The organism is Sphingosinicella humi (assembly GCF_003129465.1).
Classification (GTDB): Bacteria; Pseudomonadota; Alphaproteobacteria; order Sphingomonadales; family Sphingomonadaceae; genus Allosphingosinicella; species Allosphingosinicella humi.
Genome location: NZ_QFFF01000001.1, coordinates 1,058,668 through 1,085,224, shown reverse-complemented (window position 1 = coordinate 1,085,224; position 26,557 = coordinate 1,058,668). Strand labels below are relative to the sequence as shown.

Annotated in this window: 27 protein-coding genes and 1 tRNA gene; 13 read left to right on the top strand and 15 right to left on the bottom strand. The window is 67.1% G+C overall.

The genetic code is table 11. The features are described 5' to 3' along the window. Positions 1-17: 17 nt before the first annotated feature. The 8 genes from DF286_RS05365 to DF286_RS05330 all read left to right on the top strand — a co-directional run bounded on the left by DF286_RS05365 (position 18) and on the right by DF286_RS05330 (position 9,952). Entirely contained in the window at positions 18-3,620 is a 3,603-nt protein-coding gene (locus DF286_RS05365; RefSeq protein ID WP_109270495.1) for a hydantoinase B/oxoprolinase family protein, read from the top strand. Further along, entirely contained in the window at positions 3,617-4,414 is a 798-nt protein-coding gene (locus tag DF286_RS05360; protein WP_109270494.1) for a DUF969 domain-containing protein, read from the top strand. Before DF286_RS05365 ends, DF286_RS05360 begins: the two co-directional genes overlap by 4 nt. Beyond that, the gene (locus DF286_RS05355) at positions 4,411-5,346 is read left to right on the top strand and encodes a DUF979 domain-containing protein (RefSeq protein WP_109270493.1); all 936 of its coding nucleotides are present in this window, start codon (positions 4,411-4,413) and stop codon (positions 5,344-5,346) included. Before DF286_RS05360 ends, DF286_RS05355 begins: the two co-directional genes overlap by 4 nt. After that, positions 5,346-6,347 (top strand): DUF2891 domain-containing protein, encoded by a 1,002-nt coding sequence (locus DF286_RS05350; protein WP_109270492.1) that lies wholly within the window; start codon positions 5,346-5,348, stop codon positions 6,345-6,347. The genes DF286_RS05355 and DF286_RS05350 overlap by 1 nt, the downstream gene beginning before the upstream one ends. Further along, a complete protein-coding gene (locus tag DF286_RS05345) occupies positions 6,340-7,500 on the top strand; it encodes an acetyl-CoA C-acetyltransferase (protein WP_109270491.1) in 1,161 nt (386 codons plus the stop codon). Before DF286_RS05350 ends, DF286_RS05345 begins: the two co-directional genes overlap by 8 nt. Positions 7,501-7,572: 72 nt before the next feature. After that, complete coding sequence (locus DF286_RS05340) at positions 7,573-8,388, top strand: enoyl-CoA hydratase family protein (RefSeq protein WP_109270490.1); 816 nt, start codon at positions 7,573-7,575, stop codon at positions 8,386-8,388. Continuing rightward, positions 8,388-9,557, top strand: a complete 1,170-nt coding sequence (locus DF286_RS05335; RefSeq protein ID WP_109270489.1) for an acyl-CoA dehydrogenase family protein — start codon at positions 8,388-8,390, stop codon at positions 9,555-9,557. Before DF286_RS05340 ends, DF286_RS05335 begins: the two co-directional genes overlap by 1 nt. After that, positions 9,554-9,952, top strand: coding sequence for a RidA family protein (locus DF286_RS05330; RefSeq protein ID WP_109270488.1), 399 nt, complete (start codon positions 9,554-9,556; stop codon positions 9,950-9,952). The genes DF286_RS05335 and DF286_RS05330 overlap by 4 nt, the downstream gene beginning before the upstream one ends. Before the next feature lie 19 nt (positions 9,953-9,971). Here the strand turns inward: DF286_RS05330 and DF286_RS05325 are convergent. From DF286_RS05325 to DF286_RS05265, 13 genes are all read right to left on the bottom strand, one after another. Continuing rightward, a tRNA-Phe gene (locus DF286_RS05325) sits at positions 9,972-10,047 on the bottom strand. A gap of 38 nt (positions 10,048-10,085) precedes the next feature. Further along, a complete protein-coding gene (gene yacG / locus DF286_RS05320) occupies positions 10,086-10,295 on the bottom strand; it encodes a DNA gyrase inhibitor YacG (protein WP_109270487.1) in 210 nt (69 codons plus the stop codon). Next, entirely contained in the window at positions 10,273-11,262 is a 990-nt protein-coding gene (locus DF286_RS05315; RefSeq protein WP_109270486.1) for a ribonuclease E/G family protein, read from the bottom strand. Before DF286_RS05315 ends, yacG begins: the two co-directional genes overlap by 23 nt. Beyond that, entirely contained in the window at positions 11,255-11,827 is a 573-nt protein-coding gene (locus DF286_RS05310; RefSeq protein ID WP_109270485.1) for a Maf family protein, read from the bottom strand. Before DF286_RS05310 ends, DF286_RS05315 begins: the two co-directional genes overlap by 8 nt. A gap of 16 nt (positions 11,828-11,843) precedes the next feature. Then, complete coding sequence (gene infA, locus DF286_RS05305; RefSeq protein WP_010162480.1) at positions 11,844-12,062, bottom strand: translation initiation factor IF-1; 219 nt, start codon at positions 12,060-12,062, stop codon at positions 11,844-11,846. Between the two features lie 65 nt (positions 12,063-12,127). Further along, positions 12,128-13,396, bottom strand: a complete 1,269-nt coding sequence (locus tag DF286_RS05300; RefSeq protein ID WP_109270484.1) for an adenosylmethionine--8-amino-7-oxononanoate transaminase — start codon at positions 13,394-13,396, stop codon at positions 12,128-12,130. Beyond that, positions 13,393-14,028, bottom strand: coding sequence for a dethiobiotin synthase (bioD, locus tag DF286_RS05295; RefSeq protein ID WP_109270483.1), 636 nt, complete (start codon positions 14,026-14,028; stop codon positions 13,393-13,395). The genes DF286_RS05300 and bioD overlap by 4 nt, the downstream gene beginning before the upstream one ends. Then, complete coding sequence (locus tag DF286_RS05290) at positions 14,025-15,152, bottom strand: 8-amino-7-oxononanoate synthase (protein WP_109270482.1); 1,128 nt, start codon at positions 15,150-15,152, stop codon at positions 14,025-14,027. Before DF286_RS05290 ends, bioD begins: the two co-directional genes overlap by 4 nt. Before the next feature lie 91 nt (positions 15,153-15,243). Continuing rightward, a complete protein-coding gene (locus DF286_RS05285; RefSeq protein WP_109270481.1) occupies positions 15,244-17,403 on the bottom strand; it encodes a sodium-translocating pyrophosphatase in 2,160 nt (719 codons plus the stop codon). A gap of 165 nt (positions 17,404-17,568) precedes the next feature. Next, positions 17,569-18,519: a thiamine-phosphate kinase gene (thiL, locus tag DF286_RS05280; protein WP_109270480.1), complete on the bottom strand. Its 951-nt coding sequence runs from the start codon at positions 18,517-18,519 to the stop codon at positions 17,569-17,571. A gap of 109 nt (positions 18,520-18,628) precedes the next feature. Then, positions 18,629-19,084, bottom strand: coding sequence for a transcription antitermination factor NusB (gene nusB / locus DF286_RS05275; RefSeq protein ID WP_109270479.1), 456 nt, complete (start codon positions 19,082-19,084; stop codon positions 18,629-18,631). A gap of 109 nt (positions 19,085-19,193) precedes the next feature. Next, entirely contained in the window at positions 19,194-20,093 is a 900-nt protein-coding gene (locus DF286_RS05270; RefSeq protein WP_109270478.1) for an alpha/beta fold hydrolase, read from the bottom strand. Between the two features lie 21 nt (positions 20,094-20,114). Beyond that, entirely contained in the window at positions 20,115-20,402 is a 288-nt protein-coding gene (locus DF286_RS05265; protein ID WP_109270477.1) for a BolA family protein, read from the bottom strand. 36 nt (positions 20,403-20,438) lie between these two features. On the opposite strand from DF286_RS05265, the gene DF286_RS05260 reads away from it, so the two are divergent. The 3 genes from DF286_RS05260 to cobT all read left to right on the top strand — a co-directional run bounded on the left by DF286_RS05260 (position 20,439) and on the right by cobT (position 24,014). Further along, positions 20,439-21,023: a J domain-containing protein gene (locus DF286_RS05260; RefSeq protein ID WP_109270476.1), complete on the top strand. Its 585-nt coding sequence runs from the start codon at positions 20,439-20,441 to the stop codon at positions 21,021-21,023. Between the two features lie 17 nt (positions 21,024-21,040). Next, complete coding sequence (gene cobS / locus DF286_RS05255) at positions 21,041-22,045, top strand: cobaltochelatase subunit CobS (RefSeq protein WP_109270475.1); 1,005 nt, start codon at positions 21,041-21,043, stop codon at positions 22,043-22,045. Positions 22,046-22,184: 139 nt separating this feature from the next. Beyond that, on the top strand, positions 22,185-24,014 hold the full coding sequence (cobT, locus tag DF286_RS05250; RefSeq protein ID WP_109270474.1) for a cobaltochelatase subunit CobT: 1,830 nt from the start codon (positions 22,185-22,187) through the stop codon (positions 24,012-24,014). A gap of 117 nt (positions 24,015-24,131) precedes the next feature. Here cobT and DF286_RS05245 read toward each other — a convergent pair whose 3' ends face one another. Beyond that, on the bottom strand, positions 24,132-24,527 hold the full coding sequence (locus tag DF286_RS05245; RefSeq protein ID WP_109270473.1) for a glycine zipper 2TM domain-containing protein: 396 nt from the start codon (positions 24,525-24,527) through the stop codon (positions 24,132-24,134). Positions 24,528-24,674: 147 nt separating this feature from the next. On the opposite strand from DF286_RS05245, the gene DF286_RS05240 reads away from it, so the two are divergent. Beyond that, positions 24,675-25,697 carry an esterase-like activity of phytase family protein gene (locus tag DF286_RS05240; RefSeq protein ID WP_243444725.1) on the top strand — a complete coding sequence of 341 codons (1,023 nt, stop codon included), beginning with the start codon at positions 24,675-24,677 and terminating at the stop codon, positions 25,695-25,697. A gap of 36 nt (positions 25,698-25,733) precedes the next feature. Here DF286_RS05240 and rpmB read toward each other — a convergent pair whose 3' ends face one another. Further along, positions 25,734-26,024: a 50S ribosomal protein L28 gene (rpmB, locus tag DF286_RS05235; protein ID WP_109270471.1), complete on the bottom strand. Its 291-nt coding sequence runs from the start codon at positions 26,022-26,024 to the stop codon at positions 25,734-25,736. Positions 26,025-26,222: 198 nt separating this feature from the next. Here rpmB and DF286_RS05230 point away from each other — a divergent pair, with 198 nt between their 5' ends. After that, positions 26,223-26,504: a hypothetical protein gene (locus tag DF286_RS05230; RefSeq protein WP_109270470.1), complete on the top strand. Its 282-nt coding sequence runs from the start codon at positions 26,223-26,225 to the stop codon at positions 26,502-26,504. Positions 26,505-26,557 lie beyond the last annotated feature (53 nt).

Below are 26,557 nucleotides of genomic sequence, written 5' to 3'. Positions count from 1 at the left end.
CGCAATGACGGTGCCTCATGACTCGCGATTGGGAATTCTGGATCGATCGGGGCGGCACCTTCACCGATGTCGTCGCCCGGCGGCCGGACGGCGCGCTCGTCACCTTGAAGCTGCTCTCCGACAATCCTGAGCAATATGAGGACGCCGCCGTCGCCGGTATCCGGGCGCTGCTGGGGGAGCATGGCCCAGGCTTTTCTGGCGCGTCCATCCGCGCCGTGAAGATGGGCACCACGGTCGCCACCAACGCGCTGCTGGAGCGCAAGGGCGAGCCGGTAGTGCTGGCGATCACCCGAGGCTTTGGCGACGCGTTGAGGATCGGATACCAATCGCGCCCTCATATCTTCGCCCGCAACATCGTCCTGCCCGAGCCGCTCTATAGCCATGTGGTGGAGGCGGACGAGCGGGTGACCGCCGCCGGCGAGGTCCTCCGGCCGCTCGACGAGGCGAGGGCGCAGGCGGATTTGCAGGCGGCATTCGCGCAGGGATATCGCGCCATCGCCATTGTCCTCATGCACGGCTGGCGCTGGACGGCGCATGAGGCAGCGCTCGCCGAAATGGCGCGCGAAATCGGCTTCACGCAGATTTCTGCCAGCCATCGTGTGGGACCGCTGATCAAGCTCGTCGGACGCGGCGACACGAGCGTGGTCGATGCCTATCTCTCGCCCGTGCTTCGCCGCTATGTCGACCGGGTCGTGACGGCTTTGGCAGGCACAGAGTCGAACGATGATGGCGGACGGCTCTTCTTCATGCAGTCGAGCGGTGGCCTCACCGACGCCGCCGCCTTCCAGGGCAAGGACGCGATTCTCTCCGGTCCCGCCGGCGGGATCGTCGGCATGGCGCGGACAGCGGCCGAGGCAGGATTCCACCGTATCATCGGCTTCGACATGGGCGGCACCTCGACCGACGTCTCCCACTTCGCCGGCGCTTATGAGCGCAGCACGGAGAAGATGGTCGCGGGAGTCCGCGTCCGCGCGCCGATGCTGGAGATCCATACGGTCGCGGCCGGCGGTGGGTCGATCTGCAGCTTTGATGGCGCTCGTCTTCGGGTCGGACCGGATTCGGCCGGGGCCGTGCCGGGTCCGGCCTGTTATCGACGCGGCGGTCCGCTCACCATCACCGACTGCAACGTCATGCTGGGCAAGATCCGCCCCGAACATTTCCCCGCCACCTTCGGGCCGAACGCCGATCAGCCGATCGACGGGGACGTTGTGGAGCGAAAATTCGAGGCTCTCGCGAAGGAGGTCAAGGCTGCCACCGGCAATCGCCTTTCGCCGCAGGAGATCGCTCAAGGTTTCGTCCGCATCGCGGTCGACAACATGGCCAATGCCATCAAGCAGATCTCCATCGCCCGCGGCCACGATGTCACGCGCTACACGCTGGCCTGTTTCGGTGGCGCCGGCGGCCAGCACGCCTGCCTGGTGGCCGATGCGCTCGGCATGGGCCGGGTCATGATCCACCCGCTGGCAGGGGTCCTTTCAGCCTATGGCATGGGCCTCGCCGACATGACCGAGCTGAGGCAGCGCACCTTCGGGCGGAGGCTGGAAGAGGCGGAGACGCTGGGGCCGCTTCTGGACGAATTGGCTGAGGACGGAAGAGCCGCGCTCCTCGCTCAAGGCGTCGATGAGGGCGCCATCGAGGTGCAGCGCCGCGCCGCCCTACGCTACGACGGCAGCGACAGCACGCTGGAGGTCGAGGTCTCCGAGCCGCAGCGCATGCGCTCCGAATTCGAAGCCCTCCACCGCGCCCGCTTCGGCTTCGTCGCCGAGGAGACTCCGGTGGTCATCGAAACCGCCATTGTGGAGGCGATCGGCCGGGCCGCTTCCGAGAAGCCGTTCGTGCCGAGCGAAGTCGAGGCGCGCCCGCACCAACGCCCCTCGACTTCGCTCGGGACGAATGGAGTCATCGAGCGGGACGGATTGGAGTGCGGCACTCTCATCCCCGGTCCCGCCATCATCGTCGATCCGTCCTCCACGACCGTGCTCGAGCCCGGTTGGCAGGCCGAGGTGGACGGGTTCGGCAATCTCATCCTCACCCGCGCCGAAGCGCGTGAGGAAGCATTCGCCATTGGAACACAGGTCGACCCGGTGATGCTGGAGATCTTCAACAATCTTTTCATGGCGATCGCCGAGGAAATGGGCGTCGCCCTCCAGAACACGGCATCTTCCGTCAATATCAAGGAGCGGCTCGATTTCTCCTGCGCCGTCTTCGACAGGGGGGGCAGCCTTATCGCCAACGCACCGCATATACCGGTGCACCTTGGCTCGATGGGCGACAGCATCCGCACCATCATCGAGGCGCGCGGGAACGCGCTCGACGGACGCGGCATGAAGCCGGGCGACGTTTACGCGCTGAACGCGCCCTACCGCGGCGGCACGCATCTGCCAGACATCACGGTCATCATGCCGGTCTTCGTCGATGGGGACGATGATCCGGCCTGGTATGTCGCGGCGCGCGGCCATCATGCCGACATCGGCGGCATCGCCCCGGGCTCGATGCCGCCGGACAGCCGCACCGTGCATGAGGAAGGTGTCCTGATCGACAATCAGCTGCTGGTCGACGCCGGCCACTTCCGCGAGGCGGAGATGCGGGCGCTGCTGGCCTCCGGCGAATGGCCGGCGCGCAAGCCCGATCGCAACATCTCGGACCTCAAGGCCCAGATCGCCGCCTGCGCGCGGGGCGCGGCCGAGCTTCGCCGCGTCGCCGCCGAATATGGGCGCGAGGTGATCGATGCCTATATGGGCCATGTCATGGCCAACGCCGAAGAGGCGGTGCGTCGCCTGATCGATGGCCTGAAGGACGGCCATTTCGCCTATGAGATGGACAATGGCGCGGTGGTCCAGGCCACTATCTCGGTCGATCGCGCTAGCCGCTCCGCCGTCATCGACTTCTCAGGCACCAGCGACCAGCAGCCCAATAATTTCAACGCACCCTATTCGATCTGCCGCGCGGCGACGCTCTACGTCTTCCGCACCCTGGTCGACGACGTCATCCCGATGAACGACGGCTGCCTTCGGCCGATCACGCTCAAGGTGCCGGAAGGCTCCATGCTCAATCCGCATTATCCTGCCGCCGTGGTGGCGGGGAACGTCGAGACGAGCCAGGTGATCACCGACACGCTCTTCGCCGCCTGCGGCGCGCTGGCGCCAAGCCAGGGCACGATGAACAACTTCACTTTCGGCAACGATCGCCATCAATATTATGAAACCATCGCTGGCGGCGCCGGGGCCGGGCCGGACTTCGATGGGGCGAGCGCGGTCCAGACCCACATGACCAACAGCCGCCTCACCGATCCGGAGATATTGGAGACCCGCTATCCCGTCCTGCTGGAGCGTTTCGCCATCCGACGCGGCTCGGGCGGGGAAGGTCGGCATCGCGGCGGCAATGGGGTCGAGCGCCACCTCCGCTTCCTGGAGTCGATGCGGGCCAATATCCTGTCCAACCGCCGCCGGGTGCCGCCGGCGGGGCTGGCGGGCGGCGGTCCGGCGAAAGCGGGCATCAACCGGGTGGTACGGAGCGACGGCGCCGTGGAGGAACTCACCGCCACGGCTTCAGCGGAAATGGAAGCCGGCGACATGTTTGTGATCGAAACGCCGGGCGGCGGGGGCTTCGGCCCGACATGAGCGATCTCCTCGTCCTCTCCGGTATCCTGATCGTCGTCATCGGTTTCCTGCTGCGGCTCAATCCGCTGCTGGTCGTGACGATTGCGGCGCTGGCCACGGGCTTCGCCGCCGGCCTCGATCCGGTGGCCGTGATTTCCGCCTTTGGGAGAGCGTTCAACGAGAACCGCTATGTCAGCATCGTCTGGATCCTGCTTCCCGTCATCGGCCTTCTCGAACGCTACGGGCTGCAGAACCGGGCGCGCGCCCTTATCGGACAGCTCAAGAGCGCGACGACGGGCCGATTGCTCCTTGTCTACCTCCTCTTCCGCCAGGTGACCGCGGCGCTGGGCCTGACCTCCGTCGCCGGCCATCCCCAGACCGTTCGCCCCATCGTCGCGCCCATGGCCGAGGCCGCAGCCGAACAGCAGCATGGCGAACTGGACGAGCCCACTCGCGAGAAGGTGAAGGCCTATTCCGCCGCCACCGACAATGTCGGCCTGTTCTTCGGCGAGGATATCTTCATCGCGATCGGCTCGATCCTGCTGATGAAGGGCTTCCTCGAACAATATGGCATCATCCTGGAGCCGCTCGACCTCTCCGTCTGGGCCATCCCCACCGCCATCGCCGCCTTCCTGATCCACGGGACCCGGCTGATGCTGCTGGATCGACGCCTCGCCAAGAATCCCAGCATCGTTCGTGCCGAGCGCAGTCGAGGCGCGCCTGCGCAAACGCCCCTCGACGCAGTTTATCCTGAGCGGCTGCCGCAGGCAGGCAGCCGAAGGGCTCGGGACGAGCGGGGGGAGGAGACGCGATGATCGGTCTTCCCTGGCTCTACGCCCTTGCCGGCGCCATGTTCGCCGCCTTTTCGCTGCTGAGCGTGCTCGATCGGAGCAACAGCAAGCGCTTCGGCAATGCCGCCTTCTGGGGTCTGCTGGCGGTGAGCTTCTTTGCCGGCGACCAACTCGGCGATTTCGGCAATGGCATCCTGGTCCTGTGTCTGGTGGGGCTTGCCGGCTTCCACGCCTTGGGGCGGGGCAATCCGCCGACGTCGAGCGAAGCCGAGCGCGCCGACTATTCGATGAGGTTCGGCAACAAGCTGTTCCTGCCCGCGCTCGTCATCCCGGCCACCGCTCTCCTCGGCACTTTCTTTCTCAAGGACAGCGGGCTCATCGATCCGGGACAGGTGACGCTCATCTCGCTCGGTCTCGGCGTCTTGATCGCGCTTGCCGTCTGTTTCGCCTGGCTGAGGCCGCCGGCGCTGGCGCCGCTTCAGGAAGGTCGGCGGCTGATGGATTCGGTGGGCTGGGCGGCGGTCCTCCCGCAGATGCTGGCCGCGCTCGGCGCGGTGTTCGCGATGGCAGGGGTAGGCGAGGTCGTCGGCGGCATCGCCGGAGAGGTCATTCCCGAAGGCAATCTCTTCGCGGCCGTCGCCACTTTCGCGGTCGGCATGGCGCTCTTCACCATGATCATGGGCAACGCCTTCGCCGCCTTCCCGGTGATGACGGCCGCCATCGGCCTGCCCATCCTCATCCAGCAATATGGTGGCGAGCCGGCGATCGTCTGCGCGATCGGCATGTTGGCGGGCTTCTGCGGCACGCTGATGACCCCTATGGCCGCCAACTTCAACATCGTCCCCGCCGTCCTCCTCGACCTCAAGGACCAGAACGGCGTGGTGAAGGCGCAGGTCGGCACCGCCATACCGCTCTTCATCGTCAATCTCTTCCTCATCTACTTCCTGGCCTTCTGATGTCTCATATTCTGACCCCCGAAACCGCCGCCCGCTTCGCCGAACTCGCGCTCGGCCATGTCACGCGCGAATATCCACACAAGCTCGACCATGTGATGGACGGGCCGGAGGACGTGCTCGGCCCGCGCGCGTTGCACCCCATCTTCTTCGGCAGCTTCGACTGGCACAGCTGTGTCCATGGCTATTGGCTGCTGCTGACGGTACGGCGGCTGTTTCCGGACCTGCCCATCTGCCGCCGCATCGAGGCGCTGGCCGACGAGATGCTGACCCCGGAGAACGTCGCCGGCGAGCGCGCCTATCTGCTCCGCGCTTATTCGGGCGGGTTCGAGCGGCCCTATGGCTGGGCCTGGCTGCTCGCGCTGCACCGTGAGGCTACGCAGCACGGCGACAGGGAGTGGGGCGCGGTGCTGGCGCCGCTCGCCGAGGATTTTGCCGAGCGCTTCCGCCTGTTCCTGCCGAAGCTTACCTATCCGATCCGCACCGGCACCCATTTCAACACCGCCTTCGCCCTCATCCTCGCGCTCGAATGGGCGGAACGGCATGATGGGACATTGACGACCCTGATCCGCGCCCGCGCCGTCGATTATTTTGGGGATGACCGCGCCTGTTCCGGTTGGGAGCCGGGCGGGGACGACTTCCTGTCTTCCGCTTTGATCGAGGCGCTGTGCATGAAGCGGTGCGTCACGCCGGCCGCGTTTCGAACCTGGCTCGAAGGCTTCCTGCCCGATCTCATCGCCGGAGAACCGCGCAGCCTGTTTACGCCGGCCACCGTGTCCGATCGGTCCGACGGCAAGATTGCCCATCTCGACGGCTTCAACCTGAGCCGCGCCTGGTGCTGGCGCGGATTGGCCGACGTGTTGGAGCCCGATCTGGCGGCGCTCGCCCGGGACACCGCCGAGACGCATCTCGACGCCAGCCTGCCCTATGTCGCCGGCGACTATATGGGCGAGCACTGGCTCGCCACCTTCGCCTTGCTCGCCCTGGGAGCCGCCAATGTCTGAAGCCTATATCGTCGAAGCCCTGCGAACCGCCGGCGGCCGCCGCGGTGGCGCGCTGAAGGACTGGCATCCGGCCGATCTCGGCGCCGAAGTGTTGAACGCGCTCGTCGACCGCAGCGGGATCGACCCGGCGGCGATCGACGACGTCATCGTCGGCTGCGTCAGCCAGGTGGGCGAGCAGAGCTTCCATGTCGGCCGCAACATGGTGCTCGCCTCCAGGCTTCCCGACAGCGTTCCCGCCGTCACCATCGACCGGCAATGCGGCTCCTCGCAGCAGGCGCTCCACTTCGCCGCTCAGGCCGTGATGAGCGGCACCCAGGATGTCGTCATCGCCGCCGGCGTCGAAAGCATGACGCGGGTGCCGATGGGCACGCCCTTCATCCTTCCGGCGCAAGCGGGGATCGGCACGGGCCCCTGGACGCAGAGGATCCGCGACCGCTACGGCGTCACCGAATTCAGCCAGTTCACCGGCGCCGAGATGATCGCCGACAAATATGGCTTCAGCCGCGAGGAGCTGGATCGCTTCGCCCTGGAGAGCCATCGCAAGGCCGCGCGTGCTACCGATGAAGGTGCTTTCGATCGCGAGATCGTGCCGGTCTCGGTCGATGGCCAACAGCACAAGCGAGACGAAGGCATCCGCTTCGATGCGTCAATGGAAGGCCTCGCCTCTTTGAAGACGCTGAAGGACGGGGGGCGGGTCACCGCCGGCAATGCCAGCCAGATTTGCGACGGCGCCAGCGGCGTTCTGGTGGTGAGCGAAGCGGCGTTGAAGGCACACGGCCTGACGCCGCTCGCCCGTATTCATAATCTCACCGTCACCGCGGGCGATCCGGTGATCATGCTGGAGGAGCCGATACCCGCCACCCGCCGCGCGTTGGATCGCGCCGGAATGCGCATCGACGACATCGATCTTTACGAGGTGAACGAGGCCTTCGCGCCGGTTCCGCTCGCCTGGCTGCGCGAGATCGACGCCGATCCGGAGCGCCTCAACGTCAATGGCGGCGCCATTGCGCTCGGCCATCCGCTGGGTGCCTCGGGTGCCAAGCTGATGGCGACGCTCGTTCACGCCCTTCGTGCCCGGGGCAAGCGGTGGGGCCTTCAGACCATGTGCGAAGGCGGCGGCATCGCCAATGTGACGATCATCGAGGCGCTGTGAGTCCGGAGGCTTTGCCTTCCTGAAAGCGGGCCGGTAACAGAACAAGGCAGCGCCGTGCGTGGGGGAGGTGATGTGATTTTCGATCCGGAGAGCTTCGAGCCGGAGCATTTTCGCTGGAGCTTCGAGGAGGGCGTCGCGACCGTCACCTTGAACCGCCCGGAGCGCAAGAACCCGCTCACTTTCGAGAGCTATGCCGAGTTGCGCGATACGTTCCGGCAGCTCGTCTATGCGCCGGCCGTCAAAGCCTTGGTGGTGATGGGTGCGGGCGGCAATTTCAGCTCGGGCGGCGACGTCCACGAGATCATCGGGCCGCTGACCGGAATGGACATGCCGGGCCTCCTCGCCTTCACGCGTATGACCGGCGACCTCGTCAAGGCGATGCGCGCCTGTCCCCAGCCGATCGTCGCCGCGCTCGACGGCGTCTGCGTCGGGGCGGGCGCGATCGTGGCCATGGCCTCGGACATGCGCCTGGCGACGCCAGCAACCAAGACGGCCTTCCTCTTCACCCGCGTCGGTCTTGCCGGCTGCGACATGGGCGCCTGCGCGATCCTGCCGCGCATCATCGGACAGGGCCGCGCGTCGGAACTGCTCTTCACCGGACGCGTGATGACCGCCGAGGAAGGCGAGCGCTGGGGTTTCCACAACCGGCTGGTCGAAGCGGGTGCGCTGCTGAACGATGCCCAAGCGCTGGCCCGCAGCCTCGCCACCGGCCCGACCTTCGCCCACGGCATCACCAAGACCCAGCTCAACACCGAATGGGCGGTCAGCCTGGAGACGGCGATCGAGATGGAAGCCCAGGCCCAGGCGATCTGCATGGCGACGAACGACTTCCGCCGCGCCTTCGAAGCCTTTGCCGCCAAGCGGACGCCCGAGTTCAAGGGCGACTGATGGCGGATCGCGCCTTCCTCGACTGGCCGTTCTTCGACGACAGCCATCGCCGGCTCGCCGACGATCTCGAAGCCTGGTGCGGGGCGGAGCTTGGCGATGGCCACGATGAAGAGGATGTCGATGAGATCTGCCGGGATCTCGTCCGGCGTCTGGGCGAGGACGGCTGGCTCCGATACTGCGTCCCCGGCGAGTATGGCGGCGTCAGCGACAGCCTCGACGTTCGGTCGCTGGCGCTCATTCGCGAGACGCTCGCCCGCCATTCCGGCCTCGCCGACTTCGCCTTCGCGATGCAGGGGCTCGGCTCGGGCGCCATCACCCTCTTCGGCACCGAAGCGCAGAAGCGAAATTATCTTCCCGCCGTCGCCCGAGGAGAGAAGATCGCCGCCTTCGCGCTGACCGAGCCGGTCTCGGGCTCCGACGTCGCCGCGATGGAGACCAGCGCCGAAGAGGCGGATGGCGGCTATGTCGTGAGCGGCGCCAAGACCTATATCTCCAACGGCGGCATCGCCGATTTCTATATCCTTTTCGCCCGCACCGGCGAGGCGCCGGGGGCGAAGGGCCTCTCCGCCTTCATCGTCGATGCGGACACGCCCGGCCTCGATGCCAGCGAACGCATCCGCGTCATCGCCCCGCATCCGCTGGCGACGCTTCGCTTCGAGGGGATGAAGCTTCCGGCCGGGGCCCTGCTCGGCGAGCGCGGCAAGGGCTTCGCGCAGGCGATGGCGACCCTGGACGTGTTCCGCACGACCGTCGGCGCCGCGGCGCTGGGCTTCGCCCGGCGCGCGCTGGACGAAGCGACCCGCCGCGCGCTCACCCGTAGGCTCGGGGAGGGCACGCTCGCCGACAATCCCATCACCCAGTCGAAGCTCGCCGAGATGGTGCTCGACGTCGAGACGTCCGCGCTGCTCGTCTATCGCGCCGCCTGGCTGCGCGACGTGAAGGGGCAGCGCAACAGCCGCGAAGCCGCGCTCGCCAAGCTCCACGCCACCGACAGCGCCCAGGCGGTGATCGACAAGGCGGTGCAGATGTTCGGCGGCCTCGGCGTCACCCACGGCGTGCCCGTCGAAAGCCTGTACCGCGAGATACGCGCCCTGCGCATCTATGAAGGCGCCTCGGAGGTGCAGAAGGTCGTCATCGCCCGCGCCCATCTGGAGAGCTACCGGACATGAAATCGCTCCTGCCGCCGGGCTGGCCGAGGCCGAAGGGCTATTCCAATGGCATTTCGGCGCGGGGCCGGCTCATCTTCACCGCCGGCGTCATCGGCTGGGACACCGATGAGCAGCTGGTATCGTCGGACGTGGTCGACCAGTTCCGTCAGGTCCTCCTCAATACGCTTGCCATCCTGGCCGTGGACGGGGCGGGGCCGGAGCACGTTGTCCGCATGACCTGGTACGTGGTCGACCGCGACGACTATGTCGCCAACCTCCCGCGAATCGGCGCCGTCTACCGCGAGCTGATGGGCCGCCATTATCCTACCATGGCGGTCGTCCAGGCAGCGGGGCTGGTCGAGCCGGGCGCCCTCATCGAGATCGAGACGACGGCGGTTGTCCCGGAGGACAATTGAATCAGGGAGGGGAGGAGGATGGTGCCCAGGGGCGGAATCGAACCACCGACACTGCGATTTTCAGTCGCATGCTCTACCAACTGAGCTACCTGGGCCTATCCGGCGAAAGCGGACCGAGCGCCTATAGAGGGGGCTAGCGTTCGCTGTCCAGCCCATCCGGCGCAAAATCGCCTGTTTCCATGTCGGCGGGCGGGCCAGGCACCCGATAGCCGTCGCCCAGCCAGTTCAACAGATCGCGATCGCGGCAGCCTTGGCTGCAGAAGGGCGCGTGGCTCTGGCTTGGCGGCTTGCCGCACAGCGGGCAGGCGTCGCGCTTACGCTTAGGATTGGCGGCTGTGGACATGGCCCGCCGATATGGCGAGCCCCGGTTCCGGCTGCAAGGCGACGCCGCCGCCGATACGGGCGGAAAGAGCCTGAACCCAGTCCGGCTTGGCCTCGATTCGGGCAACAACCGGAGGGGCGGCATGGAGGACGCAGCCGCCGGACTGGTCCGAACGTTCCGCCCGACGGAGCAATATTCGCGCCGCGGCCCCGACCGGGTCGCCCTGCAGAAGCTCGGGCAGCGACGGCCTCGCGCGCTTGCGGACGATCTGCAGGAAACCGAAGCCGTTGACCGCGGTCCGCTCGAAAGGCTGGGGCAGAACGGCATCGAGCGCCGCCGCCGCCTTCTGCCGCTCCTCCTTCGACGATAAGGTGGGGAGATCGATGCCGATCGAGCCGCCGATGCCGAACTTGCGGATGGCGCGACCGGCCGCCTCCGCGCCCGCCACGGCGAGGTCATCGGGAGGCAAGGCGCCGTCGACGTCGAACAGGGTCATCGCGGGCGTCAGGCTCATCCTCAAGGCGCCGCCGGGAAAGGCGATCTCCCCGCCCAGCGCTTCCTCCATCAGCTCCGACCAGCCCGCTTGCTCCAGCCGATCCTGGCCGAACGGGCTGAGCCTGGTCACCGCACCGCCCGCGGACAATCGTTCGAGGAGGCTGGCACCCGCCCGTTCGTCCATATCCGTCGCTCTTGCCTTGGGCAGCTTCGGCCTACCGGGCTCGGCGATAGCCTCGCGCACGATTTCCACATGCAGCGCGGCGCCTTCGCTCAGCTTCGCCGGCACCGGCTCCATCAGGGCCTGGCCGCCTTGCGCGAGCGTCACTACGGCCCTGCGGGCGGGAATGAGGATTTTGGTTAGGCGCGCCGCCGCGACGGTCCCGGCCCGAAGCTCGTCCGGCAATTCGATCGCGGCCTCGACGATGATGTCGTCTTCTACGAGCGCGGCCCGGTTCTCGCCGATGCCTTCCTCGTAGAGCCACTCAGCCAAGAGGGTAGCCTGCGGCGCGCAGCAGCGCCCGCGTCTCGTAGAGCGGCAGTCCCACGACGCCCGAATGGCTGCCGGACATGGCCCGCACCAGCGCCTCGGCATGGCCCTGGATCGCATAGCCGCCGGCTTTCCCCCGCCATTCGCCGGTGGCGAGATAGGCGTTGAGCTCGGCGTCGCTGAGGCGCTTGAAGGTGACGATCGAGGTCGAGAGGCGGTGGCGCGCCACGCCCGCCGCGTCGATCAGGGTGACCGCCGAGTGAACCCGGTGGCGCCGCCCCGAGAGGAGCGAGAGGGCGTGGCGGGCTTCGGCCTCGGTTTCGGTCTTGGGCAGGATACGCCGCCCGACCGCCACCACCGTATCGGCGGCGAGGATCAGCGCGCCCGGCTTTCCCTCGCGCACCGCGGCCGCTTTCTCGGCAGCCAGCCGCGCGGCGTGGGGCGCCGGAAGCTCGCCTTTCACAGGGCTTTCGTCGATGTCGGCCGGGATGATCGCGTCCGGCGTCACCCCGATCCGCTTCAGCAGATCGAGCCGGCGGGGGCTGGCGGAGGCGAGGACGAGCCGCATGGAGCGGGCGCGCGTCTTACTTGAAACGGTAGGTAATCCGACCCTTGGTCAGATCGTAAGGCGTCAGCTCGACGAGCACTTCGTCGCCGACGAGCACGCGGATACGGTTCTTGCGCATCTTGCCGGCGGTATGGCCGAGGATCTCATGGTCGTTTTCGAGCTTCACGCGGAACATGGCATTGGGCAGCAGCTCGACCACCTGCCCGCGCATTTCGAGGAGTTCTTCCTTGGCCATCCGGTTTCTTCGTCTCGGTAAAAAGGTGGCCGGCCTTTAGCGATTATGCGGCCGAAAGGGAAGCGTCACCGACGAGCGGTCCCGAAACGATCGCCCGCTTCAGCGATGGCGCCGAATAGCCGGTCCAGCTGTTCGTTCGTCGTGCAGTAAGGCGGCATCACATAGAGGATGTTGCCGAGCGGACGCAGCAGCAACTGGCGTTCGAGGAAGAAGGCGCGCAAGGCCGGGGCGATGTCCGAAAGATAGCCGGTGTCGCCGGTCTTGAGATCCACGGCCGCGATCGTGCCCAGTTGCCGGGGATTGGAGAAGGCGGGATGGGCCGACAGCGTCTCCAAATGGTCCCCGATGTCGCGCGCCAGCGCTCCGATGCGGCCGAGCACGTCCTCCTCGCGCCAGATCTGCGTATTGGCCTTGGCGGCGGCGCAGGCGATCGGGTTCGCGGTGTAGCTGCTCGAATGGTAGAACATGTCGGCCCGGTCGTTGGACCAGTGCGCCTGGAATATCGGCTCGCTGGCGAGGGTGGCGGCCAGCGGCAGGGCGCCGCCGGTGAGGCCCTTGGCGACGCACAGGATGTCGGGCGCCACACCGGCCTGCTCCACGGCGAAGAGGGTGCCGGTGCGGCCCCAGCCGGTCATCACCTCGTCGGCGATCCAGAGGACGTCGTGGCGCCGGCAGATCGCCGCCATCTCTGTCAGCACCGCAGCGGAATAGACGAGCATGCCGCCCGCGCCGAGGACCAGCGGCTCGGCGATGAAGGCGGCGGGCTTGTCTGGGGCGGTGCAGGCGCGTTCCAAGGCATCGAGCGTCGCCTGCTCGCGCCCTTCGGCCGGGAAGGGAATGGTGCCGACGTCGAACAGCAGGGGCTCGTAGCGGCGGTTGAAGACGCCGCGCTCGCCGACCGACATCGCACCGATCGTGTCGCCATGATAGCCATGCTCCAGCACTAGGATGCGGTGTCTCGGCTCGCCGCGGCGGTGCCAATAGCCCAAGGCCATCTTGAGGGCGACTTCGACCGAAGTGGAGCCGCTGTCGGAGAAAAAGACGCGGGTCAGGCCTTCGGGGGCGAGGTCGACCAGTTCCCGCGCCACGGTCTCGGCCGGCTCGTGCGTGTGTGCGGCGAAGATAAGCTGATCGAGCCGTCCCGCCTGCTCGGCGATCGCCGCGGCGATGCGGGGGTGGCAATGGCCGTGGGTGGTGACCCACCAGCTTGAGATGCCGTCGATCAGGGTCGAGCCGTCGGCGCAGTAAAGTAGCGCTCCCTCGGCCCGCTCCACCAGTGGGATCGGTTCCTTCAATCCATGCTGGGTGAAGGGGTGCCAGACGGGCGAGCTCACAAGGCCCTCTCCAGCGGGGTGAGATCGATATGCGCCTGCATCGCTTGGCGAAGTGTGTCTCGGCTGAGCGGGTCGAGGAGCGGCAGGCGGCCGAGGGAGGGAACTCCGGCGAGCTTGGGGATGATGCGCTCATTCTCCTCGTGCGGATCGCCGATGAAGGCGAGGCCGAGCACCGGCACTCCGGCGCCCTGAAGCGCGCGCACCGTCAACAGGCTGTGGTTGATCGTGCCGAGACCGGTGCGGGTGCAGACGATGGCCGGTGCGTGCCAGGAGGCGAAAAGGTCGACCGTCAGCAACGTCTCGCTGAGCGGAACGAGCACGCCGCCTGCACCCTCGATTACCAGCGGATCCTCCACCTTGGGCAGCGCCAGGTGTTCGATTTCGAGGGTCAGTCCCTCTTCCCGCGCCGCGAGGTGGGGCGAGGCCGGTATTTTGAGGCGGTAGGCTTCGGGCAGGATGCGGTCCGCCGCAAGGCCGGAAAGGGAGGCTACCGTTTCGCTGTCGCCTTCCGGATCGGTGCCGGCCTGGACGGGCTTCCAGTAACGGGCGCCCAAGATTCCGGCGAGCCCGGCGGCGAAGACGGTCTTGCCGATGCCGGTGTCGGTGCCGGTGACGATGATGGCGCGGGTCATGCCGGCACCGGGTTCAGGGCTTCGGCGAGAGCCCCGGCCAGCGCCTCGATATCCGACGGCGTGACGTTGAGCGTCAGGGAAATGCGTAGCCGCGACGTGCCTTGCGGCACCGTCGGCGGACGGATGCCGCGCACGTCGAAGCCGCTCCCGCGAAGGGTTTCGGCGACGGCCATCGTCCGGCGCTCGTCTCCGAGAATGACGGGAATGATCTGGCTTGGGGGAGCCGGGAGGGCGAGCAACTCGCCGGCATGGCTCCAGAGATGACGGAGGCGTTCGCGCCGATCGTCGGCCTCGGCAACCCGATCCAGCGCCGCCGCGGTCGCAACGGCCATCAGCGGCGAGGGCGCGGTCGAGAAAATGAACGGGCGCGCCCGGTTGATCAGGAAATCGACGATCGAGCGGGAGGCGCAGACGAGCGCGCCTTCGATGCCGAGCGCCTTGCCGCAGGTGTGGAGGGAAACGACATTCTCCGCCCCTTCGAGCCGGGCGGCGAGGCCGCGGCCCTGATGGCCGAACACGCCGGTGGCGTGGGCTTCGTCGATCAGCAGCCAGGCGTCTTCGGCCCGCGCCAGCGCGGCCAGCTCGTCGATCGGAGCGATGTCGCCGTCCATGCTGTAGAGCGTCTCGAAGGCGAGCCAGGCCCGGCCGCGACCGCCGGCGGCACGCCATTTGCGGATCTGATCGGCGAAGGCGCCGACGTCGTTGTGAGAGGCGAAGCAGTGTTCGGCTCGGCCGCGACGGAGGCCCTCGTGAGCGCTGGCGTGGACCAGCGCGTCGGCGACGATGAGGTCGCCTTTTTGCGGCAGGGTCGAGAAAAGAGCCATGTTGGCCGCGAAACCGCTCGAGAAATAGAGCGCCGCCTCGGAGCCGAAGAAGCGGGCGGCCTTGTGTTCCAGCGCTTCATGCTCCGGCGCGTTGCCGCGCAGAAGGCGGGAGCCGCCCGAGCCGACGGGAACGCCCCGAGCGATGGCTTCCGCGACGGCACGGGCGATGGCCGGATCGCCGGCGAGAGCGAGATAGTCGTTAGACGAAAAATCCAGGCCGACGCGCGGCTCCAGGCGGCGCAGCCTGCCCGCGGCGTCTAGTGCGGCGAGCTGGTCATCGAAGACGTCGGCGTGGGACATGGCGGCCCTGATAGTCCTCCGCCCACGGTCCGCAACAAAAAGCCCGCCGGAATCGCTCCCGGCGGGCCTTGAAATAGGCTGGAGTCGACGATCAGATCGCCGGACCGCCCGCCGCCAATGCCGCGAGCAGCAGCAGGGCGACGATGTTGGTGATCTTGATCATCGGGTTCACGGCCGGGCCGGCGGTGTCCTTGTAGGGATCGCCGACGGTGTCGCCGGTCACGGCCGCCTTATGGGCTTCGGAGCCCTTGCCGCCGTGGTTGCCGTCCTCGATGAACTTCTTGGCATTGTCCCAGGCGCCGCCGCCCGAGGTCATCGAGATGGCGACGAACAGGCCGGAGACGATGACGCCCAGCAGCAGCGCGCCCAGGGCCGCGAAGCCGTTCGCCTGTCCCGCCACCGCGGTAATGACGAAGTAGACGACGATCGGCGCCAGCACCGGCAGCAGCGACGGCACGATCATCTCGCGGATCGCCGCCTTGGTGACCAGGTCGACGGTGCGGGCGTAGTTGGGCCGCGACGTGCCGTCCATGATCCCGCTATTGCTGCGGAACTGGTCGCGCACGTCGATGACGACGTTGCCCGCCGCGCGGCCGACCGCGGTCATGCCCATCGCGCCGAACAGATAGGGGAGCAGGGCCCCCAGCAGCAGGCCGACGACGACGTACGGATTGGAGAGCGAGAAATCGACCGCGACGTCGGCGAAATAGCGGTCGAGGTCGGTCGTGTAGGCGCCGAACAGGACGAGCGCGCCAAGGGCGGCCGATCCGATCGCATAGCCCTTGGTCACCGCCTTGGTCGTGTTGCCGACGGCATCGAGCGCATCGGTGCGACCGCGGACCTCGTCCTCCATCCCGGCCATCTCCGCGATGCCGCCGGCATTGTCGGTGACCGGACCGTAGGCGTCGAGCGCCACGACCATGCCCGCCAGCGCCAGCATGGAGGTCGCCGCGAAGGCGATGCCGATAAGGCCCGCCAGCTGGTAGCTGACGATGATACCGACGCAGATGACGATCGTCGGCATGGCGGTCGATTCGAGGCTGACGGCGAGCCCCTGGATGACGTTGGTGCCGTGGCCGGTCTCCGACGAGCGCGCGATCGAGCGCACCGGGCGGTAGTTGGTGCCGGTATAATATTCGGTGATCCAGACCAGCAGGCCGGTGACGCCGAGGCCCACCATCATGCACCAGAACAGGTCCATGCCGGTGAAGCCATCGGTGACGGCGGTGGCGGCGACGGTCGGATCGATGTCGAAGCCGGCCGCCTCCTGCGCGCCGCCGATGACGGCGTTCATGTCGCCGAGCGTCTGGGTGGTGACATAATAGAGCGCCGGGATCGACAGGATCGCCGTCGTCCAGAAACCCTTGTAGAGCGCGCCCATGATCGACTGGTTGCCGCCGAGACGGACGAAATAGGTGCCGATGATGGAGGTCAGGATGCAGACGCCGCCGATGATGAGCGGAAGGCTCATCAGGCTGGTGAGCTGCTCGGTCGTGCCGGCGACCAAGAGGGCAATCAGCACCATGGTGGCGCCGACGGTGACGACATAGGTCTCGAACAGGTCGGCGGCCATGCCGGCGCAGTCGCCGACATTGTCGCCCACGTTATCGGCGATGACGGCCGGGTTGCGGGGGTCGTCCTCGGGAATGCCCGCCTCGACCTTGCCGACCAGGTCGGCGCCGACGTCGGCGGCCTTGGTGAAGATGCCGCCGCCGAGGCGCGCGAAGATGGAGATGAGCGAGGCGCCGAAGGCGAGAGCGACGAGCGCGTCGACGACCACGCGGTCGGTCGGGCCGTGGCCGAGGCCCTCGACGAGCACATAGAAGAAGACCGAGATCGCCAGCAGCGCCAGGCCCGCGACCAGCATGCCGGTGATGGCGCCGGCCCGGAAGGCGACGGTGAGGCCGCGCTGCAGACCGGAGCGCGCCGCTTCGGCGGTGCGGACGTTGGCGCGGACCGAGATGTTCATGCCGATATAGCCGGCCGCGCCCGACAGGACCGAGCCGAGCACGAAGCCGATGGCGGATGTCACGCCAAGGAACAGCCAGACGAGGACCGCGACGACGACGCCGACGATGGCGATGGTCGTATATTGCCGGCCGAGATAGGCCTTGGCGCCTTCCTGGATGGCGCCCGCGATGTTGATCATCTTTTCGGAGCCGGCCGAAGCGGCGAGCACCTGACGGCTGGTAATGAGGCCGTAGAGCACCGCGGCCAAGCCGCAGGCAATGGCGATGAGCACGACTGTCATGAAACTTCCTTCCCCTGAAAGTTCCCGGGCAGGTTTTTACCCCTCTTGGCGGACGCGCCCGGTCTTGCCGAGGTCTTACGGTGAAGACTCGGAGGTTTCAACTGGCTGCGGTCGGCGGGGGAAGGTGACTGAGTCGACGCTCGAGGTTGATTTCTCAAGAGCGTCTTAGGCCGGCGTCCGATGCTCGTAGCCGAGCCGGTCGGGAAGGGGCACGGCCTTGCCTCCGTCGAGCAGCGCCAAGCCTGTGCCTTCCCGGCACCGCCCTATGGGGTTGAGCGGCACGCCCAGCCTTTCCGACAAGGCGAGCAGCTCCGGCGCGCGTTCCTTGGCGGCGGTGAACAGCAGCTCATAATCGTCGCCTGCGGTGGCGGCGAACAGTCTTGCCTGCCGTTCCTCGCCCAGCATCTTCAGGAAGGCGGAGGACAAGGGGATCGTGCCAAGGTCGATCTCGATCGAGACCCCGCTGGCCTCCGCCATGCGTGATGCGTCGATCAGCAGGCCGTCGGAGACGTCCATCATCGCGCCGACCAGCGGCGCGAGCGCGAGGCCGAGTTCGAGCCGTGGGCGGGGACGGCGATAGCGTTTGATGAGGTCGGCGGGGCCGTCTTCGCCCCCCAGGATGCGGAGGCCGGCCCCGGCGTCGCCGATCGAGCCGCTGATCCAAAGCTGCTCGCCTGAGCTTGCTCCCTCGCGGGAGGGCGCGCGCGCGGCTGTGCCGATGGCCGTCAATCCGAGGGAGCGGGGAGCGCTCTGTGGCACCGACACGGTGTCCCCGCCGAGCAGGGCGACATTGAAAGCGTCCAGCGCCTGTCGCAGGCCCTCGATGAACGCCCCATCCCATTTCCCCTCGCCGGCGAGCGAGAAGCCGAGCAGCACGCCCAGCGGCTGGGCACCCTTGGCGGCAAGGTCGGAGAGGTTCACGGCGACCAGCTTCCAGGCGACGTCGTCCGGCGGATCGTCGGCGAGGAAGTGAACGCTCTCCACGATCATGTCGTGCGTCAGGACGAGATTGGTGCCGGCGATTTCCAGCACGGCCGCGTCGTCCATGAGTCCGCGGGCGGCGGGATGGGTCGCCAGCGCGCGGAGGGAAGCGATGAAGTCGGATTCAGTGGTCACGGATGCCCGTATAGACATCCGTTCGTCCCGAGCGAAGTCGAGGGGCGCTTCTCAGACTCCATGCCAACGCCCCTCGACTGCGCTCGGGACGAACGGAGCCTGGGGAGGCTTAGCGCCTTACCTCTTTGGCGACCGCATCCAGGAGGCCGTTGACGAAGGACGCCTCGCGCTTGTCGTAGAAGGCCTTGGCGACGTCGACATATTCGGAAATGACGCTGCCGGTGGGCACGTCGATGCGGGCGACGAGTTCGTAGGTGCCGGCGCGGAGAATCTGCCGCATCGGCTTATCGAGGCGGGCGAGCGACCAGCCTTCGGCGAGCTTGCCGGCGATGATCCCGTCCAGCTCCTCACGGCGCGCATCGACGCCCGCCACGATGTCGTCGAAGAAGTCGATCTCGGCATCCGCATATTCGACGTCCTCGATGGTGGCGCCGAGGCGGTGGTGGTGGAATTCGTGCAGCAGGATGGGAAGCGGCGTCTTCTCCATCTCCTGCTGGTAGAGCGCCTGCACGGCGGCGAGGCGGGCGGCGGAACGCGATTTGGCACGGGCGGGGGTGTCGGACATTGGCGGGGCCATAGCGGATGCTTTTTCCTCCGTCACCCCGGCGGGCGGCCAGTCGTGAAGGCCCGCAGTGACATCTTGTCCCGAGATCCCGGTCGTCGCCGGGATGACGTCAGGGCGAAGGAGTCTCGGCGATGAAATCGCGGATAGCGCCGGTCACGACCTCGGGCCTTTCCCAGGGGATGAAATGGCCGGCCTCCTCGACCGTGACGAGGCGGAGGTCGTCGACGAGGTCGTGAAGGCCATCGAGCTGGACCGGCAGCAGCGCCTTGTCCTTCATCCCCCAGACGACCAGTGTCGGCACCGACAGGCTGGGGAAGGGGGCACGGGTCCAGAGCGGCAGCTCGGCGTCTTCGCCGACGGCCGGCACCTCGATCTTCGAGGCGCGATACCAGTTGAGCATGGCCGTGAGCGCGCCCGGCCGCGACCAGTCGCGGAGATAGGCCGCCTTCTCTTCCGGCGGAATGGCGGCAAGGTCGACATGGGCGCCGAAGCTTTTCTCGAAGAAGGTCTCGAGACCCATGGCTTCGATCATCCGCTCCATCGCGGGATTGCGGAAGGCGCGGATATATTGGGAGGCGCCGCGCTGAGCCTCGTCCTCGATCAATGACTTCTGGAAGACGAGGGGATGCGGCGCGTTGACGATGATCAGACGTTTGACGCGCGAAGGGCAGGTCAGTGCCGCCAGCCAGGCGACGGCACCGCCCCAATCGTGGCCGACGAGGGTGAAGCCGTGGAGGCCGAGGGCGTCGGCCAAAGCGACCAGATCGGAGACGATCTTGTCGGCTTCATATTCCTCGACGGCAGCCGGTCTATCGGAAGCGGCGAAACCGCGCTGGTCTGGCGCGACGACGAAATGGTCGCGGACGAGGTCGGCCAGTTGGCGACGCCAGGTGCGATGCGATTCGGGAAAGCCGTGGAGGAAGACAATCGGCTCGCCCTCGCCGCCGAGGCGGACGTTGAGCGTGATGCCGGTGGAGAGGGCGATCCGCTCTTCGCGCAGGGCCTGCACCGATCGCCTCTCCTTCGGACGTTAGAGTTCGCTCGGCGCCATGGCCTTGATCGCCAGTGCGTGCACGCGATCTTTCAGCAGCGGCGCGAGGGCGCGATTGACCGCGCGCTGGCGCGCCACCCGGTTCTCGCCTTCGAAGGCGGCGGAGACGATCTCGACGGTGAAATGACTTTCCCCGCGCGGGTCGTGGCCGGCATGGCCGCGATGCTGCTCGCTGTCGTCGCGGACGACGAGGTGCGCCGGATGGAGGGTCTCCGTCAGGCGTCTGGTGATCTCGGCCGCAACGGGGCCGGTTAAAGGCTCGCTCATGTCGGCCTATATAAGGGGTTTGGGAAGGAGCGTAAGTTGGCGAGTTCGGGAAGGAGGCAGAGCCGGTTCCACGGCCGCATCGAAGGGTATGAGCAGCCCTGCGCCCATCCCGGCTGTACCGAAGCGGGCGAGTTCCGCGCGCCCGCGGGCCGGGGACCGAGCTTCGACGGCCCCGGCGACTGGCGCTTCCTCTGCCTCGATCATGTCCGGCAATTCAACACCGGTTACAATTATTTCGAGGGCATGAGCCCGGAGGAGATCGAGGCGGCGCAGACGCCCTATGGCGGCTGGGAGCGGCAGACCCGAGCCTTTTCCGCCAACGGCTCGCCGCCGCCCAGATGGGCCGATTTCGTCGATCCGCTCGACGCGATCGGCGCTCGCTTCAAGCCGGCCGAGGCGGCGCGCAGGGACGGGCAGCCGCTTAGCGAGGCCGACCGCAAGTCGCTGCGCGTGCTCGGCCTTGGAACCGACGCCGACCGCAATGCGCTGAGACGGCGCTATGCGGAACTCGTCCGCCGCTATCATCCCGACCGCAACGGCGGCGACCGCGGGCATGAGAAAGCATTGCAGGCCGTGATCGAGGCCTATACGCAGCTCAAATCCCGCCCCGCCTTCGCCTGACTTTTTTGGACAAACCCATGGCCGAGATCCCCAACGTCAACCCCGACAGCCGCGCCGCGACCGTGATGGAGACGCCCGACAAGATCGTGAAGGTGCGCGAGCTGTTCGGCATCGACAGCGACATGGAGGTACCCGCGTTCAGCGAGGCCGACGAGCGGGTGCCGGACCTCGATCCGGCCTATGTCTTCGATCCCGACACGACCCTCGCCATCTGCGCCGGCTTCGCCAAGAACCGGCGGGTGATGGTCCAGGGCTATCACGGCACCGGCAAGTCGACCCATATCGAGCAGGTGGCGGCGCGCCTCAATTGGCCGCTCATCCGAATCAATCTCGACGCCCATATCAGCCGCATCGACCTCATCGGCCGCGACGCCATCGTGCTGCGCGACGGACAGCAGGTGACGGAGTTTCGCGAGGGGCTGCTCCCCTGGGCGCTGCAGACGCCGACGGGGCTCGTCTTCGACGAATATGACGCCGGCCGGCCCGACGTGATGTTCGTGATCCAGCGGGTGCTGGAGACGGAAGGCAAGCTCACCCTGCTCGATCAGAATCGGGTGATCCGTCCCAATCCATGGTTCCGCCTGTTCGCCACCACCAATACGGTGGGCCTCGGCGACACGACCGGGCTCTATCACGGCACGCAGCAGATCAACCAGGCGCAGATGGACCGCTGGAACATCGTCGTCACGTTGAACTATCTGCCGGCCGAGACGGAGGCCCGCATCGTCCTCGCCAAGTCCGGCGAATATGATCATGAGGGCGGGCGCGAGGAAGTCGACCGGATGATCAAGGTCGCGGACCTCACCCGTCAGGGCTTCATCAACGGCGACATCTCGACGGTGATGAGCCCGCGCACCGTCATCACCTGGGCCCAGAACGCGCTCATCTTCGGGGATATCGGCTTCGCCTTCCGCGTCTCCTTCCTGAACCGCTGCGACGAGGCGGAACGGCCGCTCATCGCCGAATATTATCAGCGCGTGTTCGGCAAGGACCTGCCGGAAAGCGTGGTGAGGAAGGCGTGACGGCTATCCTCCCCGGGACGGGGAGGGGCCCCAGCCGCAGGCTGGTGGAGGGGGGCCGCGCCTCCACGCTCGCTGCGCTCGCCCCCCACCACAACCGCCTGGCGGCGGCGGTCCCCCTCCCCGTTCCGGGGAGGATTTGATGCCTCAGACCGACAACCCCCTGGAGCTGTTTCGTCAGGTACTGACCGGTGCGAGCCGCGCGATCGCGCGGGAGGCGGAGTTGGAGCTGAGCTTCACCGCGGACGCGCCGATGGTGTCCGGCAAGTCGGTGAAGGTGCCCATGCCTGGGCGGACGCTGCCCGAACGGGAGGTTGCGGAGGCCAGGGGCCATGCGGATGCCGCCGCGCTGAAGCTGCGCCATCACGACGCCGCCCTTCACGCGCGCAACGCCCCCGCGGACGAGACGGCACGGGCGGTGTTCAACGCCGCCGAACAGGCCCGCGTCGAGGCGCTCGGCGCCCGGGCGATGCAGGGCGTCCGCGCCAATCTCGCCCGTGCGGTCGAGATGCGGATGCGGACGGATCCGATCACGCGGGCGAGGAACCGGGAGGAGGTGCCGCTTTCGACCGCTGTCTCGCTGATGGTCCGCGAACGGCTGACCGGCGAGGCGCCGCCGGAAGTGGCGCGCGAGGGGCTGGGCTTCGTGTCCGACTGGATCGAGGAGAAGGCCGGCGCCGATCTCGACGCGCTGGGGCTGGCGCTCGACGACCAGGCGGCGTTCGCCGCGCTCGCCAACAAGCTGCTGCGCGACCTGGAGCTGGTCGAGGGCGACCTCGAGGCCGAGCGGGAGCCGGAAGACGGCGAGGACGGCGAAGGCGAGGACCAGGACGAGGGCACAACCGACGAGGATAGCGACGACGATGCCGGCGGCGGCGAGGGCGAGGCCGAGATGCGCGTCGAGCAAGGCGAGTCCGACGACGAGGACGGCGACAGCGACCATAATGACGAGGAAATGTCCGAAGGCGACGAAGGACTCGGCGAGGAGGGCATGGAGGGAATGCTCCCCGTCCGCCCGAACCGCCCGCTCTCCGATCTGCCGCCGCAATTCGACTATCGAATCTTCACCGACCGCTTCGACGAGGTAGTGGAAGCGACCGAGCTATGCGACGAGGAGGAGTTGGGGCGGCTTCGTTCCTATCTCGACCAGCAGCTCGTTCATCTCCAGGGCGCGGTCACCAAACTCGCCAACCGGCTCCAACGGCGGCTGATGGCGCAGCAGTCGCGGTCATGGGATTTCGACCAGGAGGAGGGGCTGCTCGATGCGGCGCGGCTGGCGCGCGTCATCATCAACCCCGCCCATTCGCTGTCCTACAAGGTCGAAAAGGACACCGAGTTCAAGGACACGGTGGTCACCCTGCTGATCGACAATTCGGGATCGATGCGCGGGCGGCCGATCTCGATCGCGGCCATCTCCGCCGACATCCTCGCCCGGACGCTCGAGCGCTGCGGCGTGAAAGTCGAGGTTCTCGGCTTCACCACCCGCGCCTGGAAAGGCGGGCAGTCGCGCGAGCGCTGGCTGACCGAAGGCCGGCCGCCCCATCCGGGCCGCCTCAACGATTTGCGGCACATCATCTACAAGAGGGCGGATGAGCCGTGGCGCCGGGCGCGGCGGAACCTCGGGCTGATGATGCGCGAGGGGCTCCTGAAGGAGAATATCGACGGCGAGGCCTTGCTCTGGGCGCACAACCGCCTGATCGGTCGTGCCGAGGAGCGGCGGATCCTGATGGTCATCTCCGACGGCGCGCCGGTCGACGATTCGACGCTGTCGGTGAACAGCGGCACCTATCTGGAGCGCCATCTGCGCCAGGTCATCGCTTGGATCGAGAACCGCTCGCCGGTGGAGCTCATCGCGATCGGCATCGGCCATGACGTGACCCGCTATTACAGCCGGGCCGTCACCATCATGGACGCGGAGCAGCTCGGCGGAACCATGATCGAGCAGCTGGCTAGCCTGTTCGACGCCCAATAGCCTGCGGGCCTGCGCTCTCGCGGCAACGCGTCCCTGCCGCCAATATGTTGAGGCCCGGCGCGATCTCTCGCACCGGGCCCCGCCCTCGTTACGCGACTCGAGGGGTATCGTTAAACCTTAGCAATCGCGGTCGATCGCGCGGCCGGCCAGCGCGCCGGCGGCCCCGCCGATGATGGTGCCAACGGTGCGGTCACCGCGTCCGGCCACTTCATGGCCGAGGAGACCGCCGGCGATGGCGCCGATGATGGTCCCGCCATTGCCCTCGTCGCGGCAATAATTGCCCCGATGACGGTCGCGATAGTAGCGACGATCCGCCCGGCGGTCGTAGCGACGCTGCTGGCGCTCCCAGCGGCGGTCGTCGCGGCGGTCATAGCGGTCGTAGCGATCATAGCCGGCGTCGTAATAGCCTGCGCCATAATAGCCCGGGGAATAATATTGCGCCTGCGCGGCAGTCGGCGCCAGGGTGGCGGCGGTGAGCGCGGCGGCGGCGCCAAGGGCGAATTTCTTGAACATACTCTACACTCCTTCCGGTCGACTTCTGTCGGCGTCGGCGGGGCACCAATGCCTTTCCCCTTCGTCGACTTGCCCCCCTTATTCCCCGATTCGTTTGAGCCGGTCCTGAATGCCGCCGTCAGCCGCCGTTCATGGACATTAACGCGTGTGACGAGAGCCCGGCGCGGCTATCACAGCGTCATGCGTCTCCTGCTCGCCTTGGCGTCCCTTCCCCTGCTGACGACTTTCGCCCCCTTCGCCCTTTACGAAGAGCCGCCCGTGCCGCCGGTCGCCTCGATCCGCTTCCAGCCGGTGCCGCTGGACGAAAGCGATCCGGCCCGACGTCGCGTCGGGACTCTCCAATTCCTCGGCGGCTGGGCGATCGGAAGCGACGATCCCCGATTCGGCGGCATTTCGGCCATGCATGTCGAGGCGGGCGAAGTGGTGGCGCTCAGCGACGCGGGATCGATCATCCGCTTCACCCTCCCGGGGCAGGAGCCCGCCCGGCTGACGATCCGCCGGCTGATGGACGGGCCCGGATCGGCCGCGAGCAAGTTCGATCGGGATATGGAGGCCATGACCGTTTACGGCGGACACGTTTGGGTCGGCTTCGAATGGCGAAACGCAGTCTGGCGCTATCGCCGCGAGAGCTGGCGTAGCGATGGCGCGGCCCGGCCGCGGGCGATGCGCGACTGGCCCAGCAACAGTGGCGCCGAAGCGATCGTCCGGCTTGCCGACGGCCGCTTCCTGATCTTTTCGGAAGGGGAGGGGCGCAGGGATGGCTCCACCGAGGTCCTGCTGTTCGATGGCGATCCTGTGCGTGCGGGCACCCGGGAAGTCGCGCTCGGCTATCGCGCTCCCAACGGATACCGAATCACCGACGCCGCCCTTCTGCCCGACGGGCGCCTTCTTCTCCTCAACCGGCGCTTTTCGATTTTCGAAGGCATGTCGGCGAAGCTCGTCATCGCCGATCCAAGCGGAGCGAAAGCCGGCAGCGTCCTCACCGGAGCCGAGATCGCCCATTTCGAGGCGCCGCTCACCGTCGACAATATGGAAGCGTTGAGCGTCACCCGGGAAGGTGGCCGCACCATCGTCTGGATCGCGTCAGACGACAATTTCAGCGCCGTGCAGCGGACGCTGCTTCTCAAATTCGCTTTGGCCGAAGACACGACAAAGGCGCCGCAGCCCTGAGGCGCGGCGCCTTGTTCAGCGCGCGGCGAGCAAAGCTCAGGCCGCGGCGGCGGTCTTCTTCTCGATCTCGCGCTTCAGGCGGCGGGCCTTGAGGCTCAGCTTCTCGTCCGACGTCTTGGCCAGCCAATTGTCGAGGCCGCCGACATGCTCGACCGAACGCAGGCCGCTCATCGACACGCGCAGCTTCACGGGGCGCTCCAGCGCGTCCGACATCAGCGTCACATTCTGCAGGTTAGGCAGGAAGGTGCGCTTGGTCTTGTTGTTGGCGTGGGAAACATTGTGACCCACCAGCCGGCCCTTGCCGGTCAGCTCGCAAATGCGCGACATCGTACATCTCGTCCTGGATTTGGGAACTTCATGTCCCCGGAAAGTGGGCGCCGATAACGCTCCAGGGGCTTTTCGTCAACCGCGTTCCCCCTTTTGCGACCGGGCGCGGCCCAGAAGATCGTTGCGGCAGTGCAACCGATTCCTGCTCGCTGCGTTGTGGGTTCCGAAGCTGCTAGGGTCAAATGGAGGAACTCTCTAATGTCACGTAAGATTCTCGCTATTCTCGCCATCATCGTCGTGGTCGTCATCATCCTGTTCGCGACCGGATTCTGGGATGTCCAGCAGACGCAAGAAGGCGAGCTTCCCAATGTTGACGTAAGTGCCGAGGGCGGCGAGCTGCCCGCGTTCGACGTCGATTCGAAGGAAGTCGTGGTCGGGACGACCGAAACGAACATCGAGGTTCCGGAGGTCGATGTCGACACCAAGGAAGCCGAGGTCGAGGTGCCGGTCGTCGGCGTCAAGGACAACGGCGAAGAATAATCAGGAAAAGGGCTGCGCCACAGCCGTCGCTTCGGCGCGCCTTGCGGGAAACG

Bases quoted from the DNA above. Each gene is read 5' to 3' on its own strand.
- DF286_RS05345 (WP_109270491.1), top strand. From the start codon at position 6,340: ATGTCTGAAGCCTATATCGTCGAAGCCCTGCGAACCGCCGGCGGCCGC.
- nusB (WP_109270479.1), bottom strand. From the start codon at position 19,084: ATGTCCGACACCCCCGCCCGTGCCAAATCGCGTTCCGCCGCCCGCCTC.
- rpmB (WP_109270471.1), bottom strand. From the start codon at position 26,024: ATGTCGCGCATTTGCGAGCTGACCGGCAAGGGCCGGCTGGTGGGTCAC.
- yacG (WP_109270487.1), bottom strand. From the start codon at position 10,295: ATGTCCACAGCCGCCAATCCTAAGCGTAAGCGCGACGCCTGCCCGCTG.
- DF286_RS05360 (WP_109270494.1), top strand. From the start codon at position 3,617: ATGAGCGATCTCCTCGTCCTCTCCGGTATCCTGATCGTCGTCATCGGT.
- DF286_RS05290 (WP_109270482.1), bottom strand. From the start codon at position 15,152: ATGTCCCACGCCGACGTCTTCGATGACCAGCTCGCCGCACTAGACGCC.
- DF286_RS05230 (WP_109270470.1), top strand. From the start codon at position 26,223: ATGTCACGTAAGATTCTCGCTATTCTCGCCATCATCGTCGTGGTCGTC.
- cobT (WP_109270474.1), top strand. From the start codon at position 22,185: ATGCCTCAGACCGACAACCCCCTGGAGCTGTTTCGTCAGGTACTGACC.
- bioD (WP_109270483.1), bottom strand. From the start codon at position 14,028: ATGACCCGCGCCATCATCGTCACCGGCACCGACACCGGCATCGGCAAG.
- DF286_RS05350 (WP_109270492.1), top strand. From the start codon at position 5,346: ATGTCTCATATTCTGACCCCCGAAACCGCCGCCCGCTTCGCCGAACTC.
- DF286_RS05310 (WP_109270485.1), bottom strand. From the start codon at position 11,827: ATGCGGCTCGTCCTCGCCTCCGCCAGCCCCCGCCGGCTCGATCTGCTG.
- DF286_RS05265 (WP_109270477.1), bottom strand. From the start codon at position 20,402: ATGAGCGAGCCTTTAACCGGCCCCGTTGCGGCCGAGATCACCAGACGC.
- DF286_RS05365 (WP_109270495.1), top strand. From the start codon at position 18: ATGACTCGCGATTGGGAATTCTGGATCGATCGGGGCGGCACCTTCACC.
- DF286_RS05285 (WP_109270481.1), bottom strand. From the start codon at position 17,403: ATGACAGTCGTGCTCATCGCCATTGCCTGCGGCTTGGCCGCGGTGCTC.
- DF286_RS05355 (WP_109270493.1), top strand. From the start codon at position 4,411: ATGATCGGTCTTCCCTGGCTCTACGCCCTTGCCGGCGCCATGTTCGCC.
- DF286_RS05330 (WP_109270488.1), top strand. From the start codon at position 9,554: ATGAAATCGCTCCTGCCGCCGGGCTGGCCGAGGCCGAAGGGCTATTCC.
- DF286_RS05335 (WP_109270489.1), top strand. From the start codon at position 8,388: ATGGCGGATCGCGCCTTCCTCGACTGGCCGTTCTTCGACGACAGCCAT.
- infA (WP_010162480.1), bottom strand. From the start codon at position 12,062: ATGGCCAAGGAAGAACTCCTCGAAATGCGCGGGCAGGTGGTCGAGCTG.
- DF286_RS05245 (WP_109270473.1), bottom strand. From the start codon at position 24,527: ATGTTCAAGAAATTCGCCCTTGGCGCCGCCGCCGCGCTCACCGCCGCC.
- cobS (WP_109270475.1), top strand. From the start codon at position 21,041: ATGGCCGAGATCCCCAACGTCAACCCCGACAGCCGCGCCGCGACCGTG.